We start from the raw sequence: 15,955 nt of genomic DNA, 5'->3' as shown, positions 1-15,955 counted from the left end.
ACCGGACCGCATAGGCTGCTTCCCTGCCATAAACATCTTTCTTCCAACCGCAATCCCCATTTAATCTGAATCCATGACTCTGCATGGACCTTACTGCAAAGTATCCGGCCTGCTCCACCGGAGACTGAGGCTCTCTTGTAAAGGTATCCTCATAGACCTGCCTGGAATACGGCGTATATGTAAGCCAGTTCTGCAACTCCTGACAGCTTTCCGGATTCTGTATCACCCGGAAGAAATTAACCACGTCACCGTCAAGGTCATTCACCGTTTCGATCCTGGAAGGAGGCTTTGCGAAAAGGATAGCCCCTCCCCCAAAGTAAGGATCTAGATAGCTGTGGTGATTTGGCATATTCCCAATTATCCATGAAGCGATCCGTTTCTTACCTCCGGGATAATGCAATAATGATTTCATTTGTTCACCCTTTTCCACTCATAATCTTCTCAGCAAAACGCTGCCACCATGTTCTCTTTCTCCACATAAAACATCTATGTGAGTGATAAAGCTGGTACACTCCGGTACTGCACGGATACCGTAAACTGCCCCTGTTTTTATATCTACAATTTCCACAATATTCTTTCATTGCTCTCCTTTCACAATCCGGTGAACGATCTCCCGCAGCTGACCAGCATATTCCAGCACTTGATCCACATCCTGTTGGAGGAACACTGCATGGCTAACCTTTTCTAAGAATCCGGATTCCCTGATCGCTGAATTGATCTCCGTGTATTTCTCCTTTGCCTGGATCCGCTCAATCTGCAAACCACTAAGCACTATGTCCTGAATGATCTCTTTTGTCATGGACCTAAGCTCTTCCTTTAGCTGATCATAAGAATTCCGATACTTCGTTATAAGAAGCTCCAGAGGAACGTTCTCCTTGTTTCGCTTTAAACGATCTAGTAAATACCGGTATTCATTCAAACTCACTTCTGTCATAACATCACCTCAGTAACCAGATTTTAGGTTACAGTAACCAACTTTTTTATTTTGATGGTCACCGCTCAAACCCGCATAAAATAATGGTTTTCAAGCTACGGTAACCCAGTAACCTACTTTTTAATGTTCCATACGCGAGAGACATTTTTATAAAACTTTGTTAAATAAAATACAAAGATTGTAATTTTATTTTTCTATATATAGGAGCGTGCTTTTCCCGGTTACCGGGTTACCCACCCATAAAAACACCCGCAAACCCGCATAAAACCTAGCTTTTTGCAGTAACTCCAAAAAAGTTACTATCTTATCTAAATGGGAGTTCCTCCTGTCCTTCTTCTACCTTATTCATCTTTACAAAACCGTCTTTATCTGCATCATCATTTAATTTGAGAAATACACAACGCACCTTGTTTCCCTTGAAACTTTTAAGCTTGTCCATCTTTTTCCCACTATTTTCGGCCTGAATCAACCCTTTGCGATCCGCCCATGAAAGAAATGAGGTCTTTGAGAACCCGCCATCTTTGCACAATGAAGTAAAAGCAGTGGTATAGATAATGGCATAACCGTTTTCAATCACGCCCCACTTCTCAACATTCTCATTCTGAATGTCAAACCTAGCCGGATTCATGGCAACCTTGTCCAGGATGAATTGATAGCAGCGTTCATTATCTGACAGCTCGTTACGGTCTACCAGGACCTCTTTGGCTTCTTCAAGACTGATATACTCTCCGTCTTTGAACAGGTAATCCGTGGCGATCTTATCCGCCGTGAGGACAATGGAGAGGGATAGGCTCTGCTTCTGCATCTTCTCATCATCGGCCAGCTGCCTTGCAAATTCTTGCTGGATCTCCCTGATTTTCTCAATACCCAGTTCCTTTATGACCTCAACAAATTCTCGGCCGGCATGTCCGTAATTCCGCTTAACCAACTCTGCAGTATTGCCAGGGCTTTCAAATACACGTTCCCCGCACTCTATTTCAAGAATACGGTTAATGGCTCCGCCCTGGGTCACATAGGAGCTTAAAGGCCGCTCTCCATTTGTAAGGATGCAGTTCTTCCAGTGATTCTCCCGATTCAGTCCCAGGTCCTTGTTAGAACGGGTTTTCCCCTTTCCGGAACATAGATCATATACCAGTCCCTCAAAGTTATCTTCGATTTTCCGGTTCTTTTTGCTGGAATCGTCCAGAATCAAGGGAAGGTTATTTAACAAGTCGCAAATAGCCTCTAGGCCTACCTCCGTGCCTTTATAGTCCTTTATGTAAGCGCTCTCGTCCGGATCAGCCCAGACCGATGCTGCCACCATCAGGGATACGGTCTTACCGCCTTCCGTTTCTCCCCAGAGATCAACAAAATATGGGAGGCCCCCAAGCGGCTGCACCAGTACACTGGAAAATGCCGCAGCTAGCATAAACTTGACCTCTATTCTTCCTGCCTTACGCAGGGCTGACACATGGTCAAACCACTTCGTCCGGCTTCCATCCTGTCCAATGCTTTCATAAATCTGCCGGAAGCGTGCGTCTCCATCAAAAACAATTTCTGTATCGTAAGGCAGGAATCCTCCACGGATCCAGCCCAGCTTTGATGTTGAATACTGAACAGCTATATGCTCCTCATTGGCATTTTCCACGTCAGCCAGATATCTCACCAAATACTTTGCATTCTCGCTGGTAACGGAGATCCCACGGCCTGATAGTGACACAATCTTATTTGCAGATGTAACCATAGTCTTGGGAACAATGATCTCCTCCCACCGGCCATTCCGTTTATATGCCAGCTTGATCTGCTCCTCGCCCGTTTCCAGGTTCTTCAAACGCTCGATCGGAAGAATCGGATGATAGCAGGCTAATATGTCCGTATATCCTGTTGACGGGTTTCTTAGGCAAATCCCGTTTTCTGTGGCAAGCCATTCCTTGCACTGCATATTGTCATAGGGGCCTGAAAAGTTCGTCCAATTATCAAGGTAGCTGGGGGTCTTACTCTCTTCCCGTTTCTGGCGCTTCATTTCTTTTTCAACCCTTTTGTAAGCTGCGACCATCTCCCTGAATTCTGTTTTTACTTTTAGCTCCGTAGCTTTTACGCCGAGGGAAGCAAGAAGTTCCGCCCGATACAGCTCATCTTCCTGGTCAAAAACTTCTGTCAAAACTTCATTGGATAATATTGTTTCTACCGTGAGCTCATTCAACGGCACCATGCTACCACCTCGCTTCTATCTCATTTAATTCTGCCTGTACATAAAGCTGATATTGCAAGGCATTGTAACTATCGCACCAAACGTCACTTAAAGGCTCCGAACGATTCATGTATGCCCGGTAGATGCCTATGAGCATACAGTTGAGCCATTTCTTTCTGTCATGTCTCTCACGCTCTTTTCTCAGCATGTCCCGGCGTTTCTGGGATTTATAAACAATCAACCTGGAGGCAAAAGTTGGCTTTTCATAGGTTCCTCCAAGGACTTGAAACGCCTCCTTGAAGGAAATATTTTCCATCTGTTCTACAAAAGTAAAGATGTCCCCGCCAACTCCGCAAGCGTGGCAATGAAAATCCCGGTCATAGACCTTAAGGGAAGCCTGCCTGTCCCCCTCATGGAAGGGGCAGGGAATAAACCCCCTCCTGTTGGGCTGGAAGCCATAACGCTCCACAATATCACTCATGCTATATGTATCTTTGATTTCCTCAACGGTCACCAGAGACACCTCCTAGCAGCTTTATTATCCTTTCGCCAGTATGTAATTTGTCACAGAATAAGAATTGTGTATCATACTTGCGCTCCATAGTTTTTAATATCTTTTCCAACTTCTCCCCGGTAACAGCTTTAGGAGAAGTCTTCAGGCGAGGATTATTCCAATTATGAACATCGTCGATACTCTTGATCTGGTTACTATGCTCCACCAGAATAATCACCTTTACGCCTATTTCCTGTGCTCTTTTCAATTCATCAGTAAATCGCCTGTGTCCCTGACAAACATTGGAGGCAACCTCAGTCAGATTCTGCTTCCGATCTATGATTAATCGTGGGTTATCGAAATTCATGTAATCTCCCACATGAAGCTTGCTGACAAAGTGCTGTACTCCTTGCTGATCGAAAGTATCCACGATTTTACGGATTGCCCTGGCTTTTTCTCTGGAATCAATTTGTATTACCATCTAAAAACCTCCTTAGTTAAATGGAAGCCCTTCGTCTTCGACTCCGTCCGGGATCTTCATAAATCCATCACCAATCGCACTACTGGGCGCGGGCCTTGCTTCATTAGCAACACTATTTTGATTTTTGGATTCGCCAAATTCTACCTGCTCTACAATCACATCTGTTGTGTACACTTTCTGATTGTCCTGATTCGTGTAAGAGCCTGTCTGTATGTGTCCCTCAACAACAATTTTGTTACCTTGAAAGAAATACTTTTCGATAAATTCCGCCGTTTTTCCGAACGCCACACAACCGATAAAATCTGCTGTTTGCTCATTTTCCTTTTTTAATCTCCTGTCGACCGCAACCGAAAAACGGGCAATGGAAAGACCGCCATCTGTATATCTAACATCCGGATCCCTGGTCAGTCGGCCAATTAATAATACTTTGTTGATATGTCATTCCTCCTCTATATTTCATATTCCAGCCCATTATTTGCTACATAAACCGGACATTCTACCAATTCACTAATTTCCTTTTGAAATAATTTTTCATCACTTGTCCGGTCCGATAAATGCATCAAGCAGACCGATTTTAATTCTTGGCTCTTATTTGCCCGGATAAAATCCTTGCAGGTATCAAGCTCCATGTGTGTGAGCTTAATCCGCTCCTGCAATCCTTCATGATAGGACTTACCCAGTAGATCTTGACTGTAGTTGCACTCTATCATGATGTGATTCAAACTTTTAAACCTGTACCTGACATACTCGGTATCGGTTACGAAAAGCAATCTACCAATTTCCGAATGTTCAATCAAAAAACCAGTGCATGGTACATCGTGCACCAATGGAAATGTCCTGACAGAAAAGGGCTTGCTGACCGCTGACAGCGCCCCCGTTACACGTTCCATGCTAGGGGCCATAACAGGAATACCGCCCTTAATGTACTCATGTAGATATATAGCGTGATCACCATGCTCGTGTGATACCAGTACCCCAACAATTTTGTTGATATTAAAATCCAGGGCTTTCTTAACTTCCTTAAATGGTATCCCCGCTTCAATGACTAAGCACTCTGTCTCATTGTGGAGCAGATAGCAGTTACCCGCAGATCCGCTCCCTAAACAAGTTAATTTCAAAATGGATCACGACCATTCTTCCCAGCCGCTTCCTGGTCAATAACTTCCCCGCTGACGGTCTCCTGAACTTCCTCAAAATCAACGGTATTTGCCTGATTAAGGTCACTTTCATGCTGATTCACTGCTTCATTGTCAATGTAACGAGGACTTCCATCTTCATTTATGACGGCCATATCCCGCTCGTATGCGTCTGACATTTCAATACTCATAATGCCCCATTTGCTAATTAGCTGCCGGATCATTGTCTTTTCTGCCATTTCATCAAAACTCTTATACCAGAAGCTGGAATACTTCCAGGAATCCTTCTCTGGATAATTCCCTGCTAAAAAATCCGCATAGGAAACCCGACTGTATTTCGGATTTTTGTTTTTAACCTCATTTAAGTTAAATGCTTGCGAATACTGGTCTGCATGTTTTTCCATCTTTGTCTTGGTCCAGTAAATCTGTTTCCTGAATCCGTTAAGAAGTTCAAAATATGCCAGATACCCAATGACCGGAAGTTCTTCCCTGATTGCATCATCTTCTATAAATTCAAATTTATGCTTTCCTGTCAGTCGGTCCCTGCCCAGGTATTCCCCTTGTCTTACGAAAATGACGTCTAGATCAAGATACTGTCCTGTTCTCATAGCAAGCTGCTTGTACCCTTTGGCCCCAAGCTGGAACTGAGCGTCTACGGAAATAACGTTACCCTCACGATCTTTTTTCTTGTAAGGGACCATGTAAAACTGCCCCAGTTGAGGACTGGGAGACAGGTTCAGGGCCTCCCCCAGTAATGCTGCACTTAATATGCTGTTATTGCTACATTCCTGCAATGCTGGCGTATTCTGTACTGCCGAAACCACACTTGCAATAAATCTCGCCGTGTTCTTCTGGCCTACTACCTGCAAAATATTTGCCTTGACTTTATCACTTGACAAAAAACTTGCCATTCCCGCCTTTTGTTGTGTTAAGATCTCATTACTCATTTTTTACGCCTCCACTTCCAATGTGTTATTTTCTGATACCTTTAAGAGAATCAATTGCCCCTCCATGTCGGGAATATTAAAATCATTTACTGACTCTGCATTATCAATAAAAATAGGCGCCGTTACCTCATAAATCTCCTGTAAGGCTGTAATAATGTCCAACCCGGCTACTACTCTATGTCCTGCATTCAAAGAGCTGAAAGGAACGCCATTCACCATGCATTCACATGTCTCTTTGTATCCTCCATTGATTTGCGTCTCAAATAAGCGGAAATTGACCAGCTTAAATTTTGCATTGATCCGGGAGGAAAGCAGGTCCATCTTTGCCTTTGTGAACTCCTCCAAAAGAAACAACTTCTTCTCCTGATCTGCTATCAGCTGCGATGTAGTCCGCTGCTCCTGCTGTAATTCAGCTACACGGGTCTGCACTCTTTGATTGTTCTCTTTTCCTATCAGGGTAGCCTTAACCTTGTCCAGAGCTGCAACCAGTTCATTTTTTTGTTGTTTGAGCTGAGTTAAATAGCCCGAGCCTGTCCCCATTTCCCGGACCTGATTTTCAAGCTTCTGAATCTCTACTGAAAGGGACTGACATTCCTGATTGTCCGATAGATCTACCTGCTGAGGTAAGGCGTTCAAAGTTTCCATGGCTGCCGTTTTCTGTTTGTTCAGCTCCACCTTTTGTGCCTTATGATCTTCTAATGACTTTTTCAGGACGGCGATTTCATCTTCAAGCGTCTTAATGTTGGCCGCTGTCTGTTTTCCATTCTGGACGACGCCGTTTAGCTGCTTCTGCTTATTGGCCTGGAATTCTTCCAGCTTGGTTTTTCTCAGGTCTGACGGAAGCTCATGCCCGCACATAGGGCAGTTCAAACTATTTTCATCCAGCTCCATGGCCTGGAGCTCATTGTAATTTTTAAGCAATACTTCTCTGTAAGTTCGGTTGCTTTCCGCCTGTTCCTTCTTCCGCCGGATCTCTCTTTCGGCCTTTTCACAATTATTTACCAGGACCAGAAAAGAATGATCTGCCTCATCGATCTGCTTCTGAATTTCACGCTTTTGATTGATTAACTGTTCGTTTGCTTTGCGCTTTAATTCCCCCAAGTCAAACTGCTTTTGCATGATTGCATTGTTTACCTGAGCAATGGCCTCTCCTGCTTTTTCGGCATTGGTTTCCTGCTCCTCGATACTACGGATCTGCTTTTCAAGCTCATCCTTTTTGACCCCAAACGCTTCAAAATCTGCTTGAACCAATCCCTTACTGGCTTCATCAATCCTGGCCGGAAGCTCTGCCTGCCTTTTGTTCAATTCTTTTAATGCCTTTTTTGCTTTAGCTGTCAAATCATCTACTGAAAACTCCTGTAAGGTCTGCGATATTACAAGGAATTTTTCATCTGTAGCAATCACGTCTTGATCTGTCACCTCGGAGACCAACCTCAGGAGAATGGTTCTTTGATCTTTCCATTTCAGCGATGTAAAAGCCTGAGGGCTGGTGATCAACTTGAAAAGCTCCTCGTTCATTAGCTCTTCTATGTAAGCCTTATAGTCCTTCTCTGTTTTAGGGATTTTATTTATTTCATATTTATTGATATTCCCTTGCAGCTGAGATACCTCGCTCCCCTTCTTCTTAACCCAGTTTTGCTCCTGAGCTTTGGTAAGTAAAACTTCTTTCCCATCTGCTTTCAAGACAGCCGACACTTTAATTACCACATTGTCAATGGGATTGCCTTCCCTATCATTAGGGCGAATATCAAAATCAGATTTTCCTTCACTGTCTTTATTGAAAAGCAGCCATGTAAAGCTGTCCATTATAGTTGTCTTGCCTGTTGCATTCTGACCAGAAATTACGGTCTTTTCTTGAAAGTCAATTGCTAACTGCTTTATTCCTTTAAAATTTTCGATATAGATCTTCTTTAATCTCAAATTCATTCTCTTACTTTCTCCTCTCTTTTACAGAAACCTTTTCTATAAAAATCCGCTCTGCCATCTTATAGATGTTAAAATCGTTTCGGTTTTCTTTTTTCTTCCATGCTCTCAAAGTAGAGGACTTACTGTTTGCCTGTTTTGCGTTGTCATACTCAAAGCACATGTTTCTATGGGTGGAAGCGAGAAACTCAACAACTGTTTCTATCTCAACACTCGGAGTACGCCCAAGCCTTGCCGTTTCCGGAATCTTTATATCAAAACTTATCTTCATTCCCATCTTTTCCTTACCTCCTGTAAGATACCTAATATTTTCCCCTGTCACTGTGTCGCCATAGGTCAATTCATCGGTACCCGGGATCACATCATCCAGGCTGATTGTCTTAATGCGGCAATCCTGTTTTCTTTGTTCATTGCTGAGGGAGCTGCGTACAGATTGCCTAACGATAGTCTTAAAGGACCAGCACTGCAGATCAGGCCGGGCAAACCATTTCTTCACGGCCAGAAGATACCCAAACGCTGCTACATCGTACAAATCCGGATTCAGTTTCTGGTTCCTCATACACCAATCTAGGGCATCGTGATTCTCTTCCGCAAAGGCCCGTTCCTCCGGGGTAAGTGGAGTAAGCCTAACACGTTCACACATGGTCTACCTGCCTTCCTTAAAAATCCGCCTCCCATAGGCTTATTCCTCGCTAAATCCTAATTCACGCATAGACTCTTCATATAGCAGAGCAAGGGCAATCCTCTGCATATCTTTATCCGGAATTTTCTTGATTGCCGCAGGAACCAGTTCGCACAGACTTCCAAAAATTGCGGCATCTGGTCCTTTAACTGTAGTGGATCTCTTTCCATTCAGGCCCGGTTCTTTGCAAAAACAGATCTCTACTGGAGCCTCGGCATCTTTCTTTGCGGCCTCAATTACAGATTTCATAAAATTTAAAAAGTTTTCCATCTTGATTTCCTCCTGATCCCTATGTATAATAGGGGTGTAAAATATTTTCGTGTTACCTTGATTCCCTGGGAGTTACAGCTCCTGGGGATTCTGCTTCTTCATAGTCTTTAGATACTTCATAACGTGAGGGACCGTCATCGAGGTCAAAGGCTCGTCCACCTCCATTTTCGGTAATCCACATACTCACATAACCCACGCCGTTCTCCTTGCGCCACTCTGCCAACAAATCCATGATGGATTCCAAATCTGCTTTAGGATTTTTCATGGTTCCTCTCCTCTCAACACCTTAATCCGGTTCTGTATAATGGTAACCTGATTCTGAGCTACCATTAACTCTCCTTCGAGCTTCTCCATCTTCCCAGCTCTCTCCACCATATCCTCAATGACTGTCATACCGTAATCTGTGTAAAGCCTTACGATCTGATCTTTGCCCTCTGTTTCACTTATGGCCGGGTGCCAAGTGTAGACGTATTCAATGGTGCTGTATTCTTCATTACTGACCATTTTGCCGATGAGCTTTTCAAACTCAGGTTTCATCATGATTCTCTCACCTCCTCTCACATCACTTCCAACACTGCACAGTAGGCCAGTATTATTACTATGGCCGCTGCAGCTATCAGCCGGGGCATAAGCCATTTCCATCCCTCCATCAAGCGCGACGGGCGAGTGTCGGTGTAATCATCTAATTTATCAAAGTTCTTTTGCATGGGGTTCCTCCTTTCGAAGTAGTAAGCTTGTCCACTGGCTCCGGCCTCAGCCGGAAGCATTTTTTCTTCTGTATCCCACCAGTTCCATCATTCTGTCCTGAATCAGAATCCCAATTCTTTCACGTTCCTCGACGGGTAGCGATTCTATTAAAACATCCCTACCATCAATTTCTATATAGTTCTCTATAACTGGCTCTTTTTTCATACAGTCACCCCTTTCGGTAGATTGTATGCTGAACTGTTTGTACTTGTTTCTGCCCTTCTCCGATAATCCTTGCATGGGTATCGCCTGCTCCGATCTAAGCAACGGTTGCGGTATCGGCAGGACTTGCGCGAATATGTAACCGTAACCATGTCTCACCTCCTCTTCTTCAATGTGTTGTTAAGCGTCCGGGCCATCTTCCAGTAAACTGTCTACGGTTACGTCTAATAGTTTTGCGACTTTTTTTAAACTTCTCGCCGTAGGACTTACCTTATTCCATTTACACAAGCTTCCAACTGACAACCCCGCTTCAATTTCAATAAAGTTAATTGATAGACCCGACTTTTTTGCAGCCAAACAAATGTTGTCGTACACCATTATTTGATCTTCTTCCTGTCTCGTAAAATCACCTCCATTTTCATTCTGAAAAAATCGCTAAAATGTATTGACTTACTTCTGAAAATATTCTATAATTAGGCTGTCAATCAAAATTAATAAAAATTTCCAGGCATTTTTCATCGCTATAATTATGCGATTTTTTCAGAACCTTATGCTTACATTATACGCGATTATTTCAGAATGTCAAGGGGTTTTTTGCGATTTTTTCAGAGGGTTTTGGAGGAGCGCAAAATGGACTTAAAAGAACGCATTAAAGATTTGTGTAAAAAGAATGAAATTTCTATGAACCAACTTGAACAAGAACTTGATTTTGGAAAAGGGTATATAAGTAAACTTGGAAAAAGTACTCCTAATGCTACAAAAATACAGCAAATAGCCAACCGCCTTGGTGTTACAGTTGATTACCTTATGAACGGAAATACAGAAGATGATAACGAGAAAGAATATTACTATCTTAATGACGAAACTCGCGAAATCGCTCAGGAGATTTTCAAAAATCCAGAACTTCGTTCGCTGTTCCATGCGACAAGGGGACTATCTCCAGAGCGCCTTAAAGCCCACATAGATTTTATACAAACTTTAAAGCAACAGGAAGATAAACATAATGATGAAGGGTGTTGATATGAATGAATAATCCATTGCTTACAGAGGCGATTGGGGTGTACTTTTTAGATATGGACAGTGGAATTGAAGAACAAGTGATCTCAAATAGTGATGGGAGTTTTACTATTATAATAAATTCAAGACTGAACCAGGAGCGGCAGATGCTCGCATACCAGCACGCTCTTTTACATATTGCCAATGATGATTTTAGTAAAAAAGATGCCGATTCTATAGAATTGGTCATGTAATAAGTGATAATAGATTAAAATAGCCTAAGGCTTTTTAATAAAATATAATTACGGAGGTAATGGGATGAAAAAGGCGAAATTAATAATCGCGACTGCCATTCTCTCAGCAGTCATGAGCACTGCGGTCTTTGCTGGAGAATGGAAGCAGGATACTAATGGCTGGTGGTATCAAAATGATGATGGAACATACATGAAAAGTAACTGGCTACAAGATGCAAATGGCAAATGGTATTTTTTCAATTCAAATGGATATATGATGTCCGGATGGATCCAGATTTCTAATACACAGAAATTTTATTATCTTAATTATGATGGATCAATGCAAACGGATCCCATGACGGTGGACGGGTATACCTATACATTTGATTCCGCCGGAGCTTGTACTAATTACAATAGAACAGATATGAGCCAAGAAGATTATAAGAAAAACATGGATGCCATCAGCAGAGGTGAAACTGCTAAAGCAGCATTATATAATTGGAGAGAATCACAAATAATTGATACCACCCCTGGAGTTGATTTGGGGAATGAAAATATTGTAAGCGTAACTGATTTAAGCAAATAGAATCCTCATAACGCAAAAACCGTCCGGTGCTGGTAACACCGAACGGCTTAACATAGATTTTCTCTTACCAGGAGAACCGGAAAGATATAACCTATTTCATCAATGGAATTATATCATTTTCGGAACGTCCTGACAAGGGGCGTATTTTTTATACCCAAAAATCATATATTCACACAGGAGATGATACAATGAAACCTTTATCTACATCACACCCTTTGGAGATTGGTGCCGCATATATTAGAGTAAGCACCGATGATCAGACAGAGCTGTCCCCTGATGCTCAAGCCCGTGTCATTATGGATTCTGCCAAAGCGGACGGCTTTATAATTCCAAAAGAATTTATCTTTATTGAAAAAAAAGGAATCTCAGGGCGAAAAGCCGAAAACCGGCCCGAATTCCAGCGAATGATTGCCATTGCAAAATCCCAGAAGCCGGCCCCTTTTAGCCGCCTTTATTTATGGAAATTCTCCCGGTTTGCCCGTAACCAGGAAGAAAGCACGTTTTATAAAGGAATTCTCCGAAAAAAATGCGGTATAGAAATTAAAAGTGTATCAGAGCCCATCATGGAAGGCATGTTCGGCAGGCTCATAGAAACCATCATTGAATGGTTTGATGAATACTATTCCATTAATCTTTCCGGAGAAGTTCTTCGTGGCATGACGGAAAAAGCCCTGCGTTCAGGCTATCAGGCCACACCCTGCCTGGGCTACTTAGCTGTAGGAGATGGAAAGCCCTTTATCATAGATGAGAAGAACTACCCTGTTGTAGAATATATCTTCCAGGCCTACTATTCTGGAAAGGATATGAACGCCATTGCAAGAGAGGCGAATCAATATGGTTTCCGCAGCCGTCGGAGTAACTTCTTTGACCGCCGCTCCATCTACCGGATTCTTACCAACCGTTTCTATATAGGGGAAGTAAATTGGAATGGAATTACCTTTCAGGGGACCCATGAAACCCGTCCATCAGTCTGCACTATTTTTCACGATGTACAAAAACGGATTAGATCCGAATACAGGCCAGTAAACCGCAGGGACGTTTCTTCCAATGCCCATTGGCTTTCCGGACTTTTAAAGTGTAGTACCTGCGGTGGCAGCCTGGGCTTTAACCGCTCCAATGACCAGAAAAAGCGCCCCGATTTCTTCCAATGCTGGAAATATGCCAAAGGTATACACCCTGACTCCTGCAGCGTATCTGCCCATATTGCAGAAAAGGCAGTACTTGACTCTCTACAAAAAGTCATCTCAACCGAAGTTGTAGAATATGAATACATTCGTAAAACAGATCAGGCGGTCAAGGGAGAAGAAATTGCCTTTCAGGAAGCTATGGCCCGTATGGAAATCAAGGAGCGTCGTATCCGGGAAGCCTACGAAAGTGAAATAGACACCTTAGAAGAATATAAGCAAAATAAGCTACGTCTGAAGATGGAACGTGAGGAATTGGAAGCTAACTTTGTTCAATTCCGTGAAAAGGCTGCCTGCGAACCGGAATCTATGCCCGATAAGGCGGAACTTCTCCGACGGATATCAGCGGTATATGAAATGGTTTCTGATCCGGAAGTGGACTACGAAACAAAAGGGAACCTGCTGAGAGGTGTTGTAAAAAAGATCGTATTTGACCGGAAATCCAGCCGTTTTTCTTTTTATTACTATTTATCATAAGTTCTTACAGTCTGGGCCCCCGGACTTCTAAAACTCAGTATGCTAAATAAGCCCCTGGATTATAGTTTCCGAGGGGCTTTTCTTAAATGAATAATAACATAAACAACATAGTTCGTCACGCATTTTTTATATAGACTTTCTGTGGGCCAGGATTTCCAGATACACGCAGTAATTTGTTGATAAAAGTATCCTGTACTTGTAATATTTTTGCAGTATGTATAATATAATAAAAAAAGGCAATCGCCACAGGGTGGTTGGCTAATTAGAAAAGCAAAACCTTCCCAACCGGCCAAAGTACAGGGAAGGTTTTTGCATTTAGCGACACATCTTTAAGACGAATGTCAGCAGTGCCAGAAAGAACGCGCCAAAAGACATTAAGTCCTTAAAGTCAAAATACTTCATGAGCAACACCTCCATTCTATGTAGAATCGAGGCCTACCATCCTATTCACGATTGCCAGCAGTTTGTACCTGCTAGTATATATATATGTTCTTGAGTTGGAACATACTATTAATTATATCTTACAAATTCCTTTGGGACCCTATTTCGCCAATCCCGGATACTGCAATGCTCCATCCTGATCCGGCGTGAGCGTCACCGGTTCCACAACCATTTTCCCCTCGCTGTCCAGACAATAAACCTTTCCGGATTCTGCGATCAAGGTACCTTTAAGCATAACACCATTTGCGTTGAGGTAATACCAGCCACCCTTGTATTGATACCAGGTATTTGAGACCATCATTCCGGCCCCGTCAAACCAATACCATAAATCCTTTTCTATATCATGGTGCCAGTCATTCCGTATACATTCCCCGGTATCTCCATTGTAAAACCTCCAGCCTCCATCTTCTTCCTTCCACCCCGATTTCTTCACCAGTACAATGCTCCAGTCTGGCCGCCCATACCCCATGATCCTGCTCTCAGTTAGGCCATAGGACTTCTGGCATACTCCCCCGCCATTCTCGATCACGCCGCTGGCCCCGGAAGTGTTACCCTCTATGGTCTTTACTTTGGTAGACGTTACCTCAATTACTATGCCTGTGTGATATGCCCTGGTACCGTTCGTGAAGAAAATCACGTCTCCCGGCTCTGGCTTTGTATGCCATCTGCCAGCCTTTTTAAAACGGTTCACTCCATCAGGGCAGTAATGGTACAGAGAGTCTCCTAATAGCTTCTTAGCGGTCTCTAAGCCAAATACCTGGACAAATACCTCTGACACAAACATGGCGCACCACGCCTGTCCCTGGTAGTTCAATCCTGTATGTAATTTATAATCGCGCGCAAAACAGGTGTAATTGTTACTTCCTGCGTTCGCCGTGAAATCATCAAGGCTGGCATTGCTTTTCTTTTCAAGATAGCCTGTCCAGTTTATGGCCTTATCTATTAAATTTTTTACTATGTTCATAGGTTCCTCCGATCCATAAGAAAAGGCCCAGGATTCACCCAGGCCCAAAAGTTGTGATGTTACAACTTGTTATTCTGTTACTTCTGCTTTTCTCTTAAGCACATCAATAGCTTTAATAAGGGCTGTAGGAAGCGGCAGACCCATGAGTCCAGCATTCTCTACGATGGAAATTAACTCATTGGCCATGAATCCTATAATCACCATATCCCGTATGTAATTGGTCCCGATGGCCAAATCCAGACGGTAGGCAATCAGGACAAACAGAAGGGTCATTCCCTTGCGGCAGAGTCCTTTCCAGCCTGCTTTCGATTCCAGAGTCCCGGTCTCTGTTTTAGTGCTCCTCTTAAAGATTCCGGCTACGGCCAATCCGGAAAGAAAATCAATGACCATAAAAAGGACCAGGGTACCGATCCCGGTATCCCAGCCCCCAAACAATGACGCTATGAAGCTTCCCACAGTTCCCACTACCATACAAAGTGCTTCTTTTTTCATTCTCATATTCCTCACTCTTTCTTATACTCTTTCCCGGTGATATCCAGGTATTCTTTTTCGGTGATCCAACGTCCTACGGCATTCCATACCATTCCAACGGACCATAGACTTGCTTCATAAAATCCTTTCACCTTTTCAAATTTATTCATCGTTTTATACCTCCATTTCATATCCAGACATCATGGACAGGTACTCTACCTGGGCGTTAAGGACCTGAACCCGCTGCTGAGAATCCTCGTACTGCTTCTGAATCAGCAAGAGGGTCCGGTAATCCACAAAGGGATAACAGACATATCCTTGGCAGATTTTCTCTCCATTATCATCGAGTTTATAAAGTAATTCCCCGGTTTTCTCATCCCTGGCATTGCTACCGTCTTCATTAAACAGTAATTCGTATTGGGGTTCATATTTATAGCCCTGAGTGCAGGCAGCACAAAAGTTCCCAAACATTTCTTCGCGGGTCTGTGACACTTCAAACACCTCACTGTACTCCTGTGGTTTATCATCCAATGATAAAACTTCATATTGCTCATTAACATAAATTTTCATATCATATACTCCTTTCATTCGTGGTCAAACAGGAAGCATGACTGGCTGGATTTCTATAGTGACAGAGGGTCCTACTACTGTGGCTACT

The 15,955-nt window shown here is 43.1% G+C and carries 23 protein-coding genes; 4 read left to right on the top strand and 19 right to left on the bottom strand.

The window, feature by feature from the left end; translation table 11 throughout:
- The 15 genes from RT269_RS19020 to RT269_RS18950 all read right to left on the bottom strand — a co-directional run.
- The coding region (locus tag RT269_RS19020; protein ID WP_313184943.1) for a DNA adenine methylase at positions 1 to 412 on the bottom strand (412 nt) is incomplete at its 3' end.
- Positions 413 to 577: 165 nt separating this feature from the next.
- Positions 578 to 934, bottom strand: a complete 357-nt coding sequence (locus RT269_RS19015) for a hypothetical protein (protein WP_313184941.1) — start codon at positions 932 to 934, stop codon at positions 578 to 580.
- A gap of 304 nt (positions 935 to 1,238) precedes the next feature.
- The gene (locus RT269_RS19010) at positions 1,239 to 3,125 is read right to left on the bottom strand and encodes a DUF927 domain-containing protein (RefSeq protein ID WP_313184939.1); all 1,887 of its coding nucleotides are present in this window, start codon (positions 3,123 to 3,125) and stop codon (positions 1,239 to 1,241) included.
- 1 nt (position 3,126) lies between these two features.
- Positions 3,127 to 3,618 (bottom strand): CHC2 zinc finger domain-containing protein, encoded by a 492-nt coding sequence (locus RT269_RS19005; RefSeq protein WP_313184937.1) that lies wholly within the window; start codon positions 3,616 to 3,618, stop codon positions 3,127 to 3,129.
- Positions 3,608 to 4,078: an ERCC4 domain-containing protein gene (locus RT269_RS19000; protein WP_313184936.1), complete on the bottom strand. Its 471-nt coding sequence runs from the start codon at positions 4,076 to 4,078 to the stop codon at positions 3,608 to 3,610. Before RT269_RS19000 ends, RT269_RS19005 begins: the two co-directional genes overlap by 11 nt.
- Positions 4,079 to 4,090: 12 nt before the next feature.
- On the bottom strand, positions 4,091 to 4,513 hold the full coding sequence (locus RT269_RS18995) for a single-stranded DNA-binding protein (protein WP_313184945.1): 423 nt from the start codon (positions 4,511 to 4,513) through the stop codon (positions 4,091 to 4,093).
- A 14-nt stretch (positions 4,514 to 4,527) separates the two neighbouring features.
- Complete coding sequence (locus RT269_RS18990; RefSeq protein WP_313184934.1) at positions 4,528 to 5,196, bottom strand: MBL fold metallo-hydrolase; 669 nt, start codon at positions 5,194 to 5,196, stop codon at positions 4,528 to 4,530.
- Entirely contained in the window at positions 5,193 to 6,161 is a 969-nt protein-coding gene (locus RT269_RS18985) for a recombinase RecT (RefSeq protein WP_313184932.1), read from the bottom strand. Before RT269_RS18985 ends, RT269_RS18990 begins: the two co-directional genes overlap by 4 nt.
- Before the next feature lie 3 nt (positions 6,162 to 6,164).
- Positions 6,165 to 8,087, bottom strand: coding sequence for an AAA family ATPase (locus RT269_RS18980; RefSeq protein ID WP_313184930.1), 1,923 nt, complete (start codon positions 8,085 to 8,087; stop codon positions 6,165 to 6,167).
- 4 nt (positions 8,088 to 8,091) lie between these two features.
- Positions 8,092 to 8,727, bottom strand: a complete 636-nt coding sequence (locus RT269_RS18975; RefSeq protein WP_313184928.1) for a hypothetical protein — start codon at positions 8,725 to 8,727, stop codon at positions 8,092 to 8,094.
- 39 nt (positions 8,728 to 8,766) lie between these two features.
- The gene (locus tag RT269_RS18970; protein WP_313184927.1) at positions 8,767 to 9,036 is read right to left on the bottom strand and encodes a hypothetical protein; all 270 of its coding nucleotides are present in this window, start codon (positions 9,034 to 9,036) and stop codon (positions 8,767 to 8,769) included.
- Positions 9,037 to 9,088: 52 nt separating this feature from the next.
- Positions 9,089 to 9,301 (bottom strand): hypothetical protein, encoded by a 213-nt coding sequence (locus RT269_RS18965; RefSeq protein ID WP_313184926.1) that lies wholly within the window; start codon positions 9,299 to 9,301, stop codon positions 9,089 to 9,091.
- Positions 9,298 to 9,576, bottom strand: a complete 279-nt coding sequence (locus tag RT269_RS18960) for a hypothetical protein (RefSeq protein ID WP_313184924.1) — start codon at positions 9,574 to 9,576, stop codon at positions 9,298 to 9,300. The genes RT269_RS18965 and RT269_RS18960 overlap by 4 nt, the downstream gene beginning before the upstream one ends.
- Before the next feature lie 17 nt (positions 9,577 to 9,593).
- Positions 9,594 to 9,743 (bottom strand): hypothetical protein, encoded by a 150-nt coding sequence (locus RT269_RS18955; protein WP_313184922.1) that lies wholly within the window; start codon positions 9,741 to 9,743, stop codon positions 9,594 to 9,596.
- Positions 9,744 to 9,789: 46 nt separating this feature from the next.
- Positions 9,790 to 10,023: a hypothetical protein gene (locus tag RT269_RS18950; protein ID WP_313184921.1), complete on the bottom strand. Its 234-nt coding sequence runs from the start codon at positions 10,021 to 10,023 to the stop codon at positions 9,790 to 9,792.
- 552 nt (positions 10,024 to 10,575) lie between these two features.
- Here RT269_RS18950 and RT269_RS18945 point away from each other — a divergent pair.
- The 4 genes from RT269_RS18945 to RT269_RS18930 all read left to right on the top strand — a co-directional run bounded on the left by RT269_RS18945 (position 10,576) and on the right by RT269_RS18930 (position 13,421).
- A complete protein-coding gene (locus tag RT269_RS18945; RefSeq protein WP_313184920.1) occupies positions 10,576 to 10,965 on the top strand; it encodes a helix-turn-helix domain-containing protein in 390 nt (129 codons plus the stop codon).
- Between the two features lie 5 nt (positions 10,966 to 10,970).
- A complete protein-coding gene (locus tag RT269_RS18940; protein ID WP_313184919.1) occupies positions 10,971 to 11,195 on the top strand; it encodes a hypothetical protein in 225 nt (74 codons plus the stop codon).
- Between the two features lie 64 nt (positions 11,196 to 11,259).
- Positions 11,260 to 11,760 (top strand): hypothetical protein, encoded by a 501-nt coding sequence (locus RT269_RS18935; RefSeq protein WP_313184918.1) that lies wholly within the window; start codon positions 11,260 to 11,262, stop codon positions 11,758 to 11,760.
- A 188-nt stretch (positions 11,761 to 11,948) separates the two neighbouring features.
- Entirely contained in the window at positions 11,949 to 13,421 is a 1,473-nt protein-coding gene (locus RT269_RS18930) for a recombinase family protein (RefSeq protein ID WP_313184917.1), read from the top strand.
- Between the two features lie 541 nt (positions 13,422 to 13,962).
- Here the strand turns inward: RT269_RS18930 and RT269_RS18925 are convergent.
- The 4 genes from RT269_RS18925 to RT269_RS18910 all read right to left on the bottom strand — a co-directional run bounded on the left by RT269_RS18925 (position 13,963) and on the right by RT269_RS18910 (position 15,867).
- Positions 13,963 to 14,826: a CHAP domain-containing protein gene (locus RT269_RS18925; RefSeq protein WP_313184915.1), complete on the bottom strand. Its 864-nt coding sequence runs from the start codon at positions 14,824 to 14,826 to the stop codon at positions 13,963 to 13,965.
- Positions 14,827 to 14,895: 69 nt separating this feature from the next.
- Complete coding sequence (locus RT269_RS18920) at positions 14,896 to 15,318, bottom strand: phage holin family protein (protein ID WP_442913830.1); 423 nt, start codon at positions 15,316 to 15,318, stop codon at positions 14,896 to 14,898.
- Positions 15,319 to 15,329: 11 nt separating this feature from the next.
- Positions 15,330 to 15,467, bottom strand: a complete 138-nt coding sequence (locus tag RT269_RS18915; RefSeq protein ID WP_313184913.1) for an XkdX family protein — start codon at positions 15,465 to 15,467, stop codon at positions 15,330 to 15,332.
- 4 nt (positions 15,468 to 15,471) lie between these two features.
- Complete coding sequence (locus RT269_RS18910; RefSeq protein ID WP_313184912.1) at positions 15,472 to 15,867, bottom strand: hypothetical protein; 396 nt, start codon at positions 15,865 to 15,867, stop codon at positions 15,472 to 15,474.
- Between the last annotated feature and the right edge of the window lie 88 nt (positions 15,868 to 15,955).

This window comes from Lacrimispora sp. (genome assembly GCF_032078915.1).
In the GTDB taxonomy this organism is placed as follows: domain Bacteria; phylum Bacillota; class Clostridia; order Lachnospirales; family Lachnospiraceae; genus Lacrimispora.
This window is presented reverse-complemented; position numbering and strand designations above follow the sequence as displayed.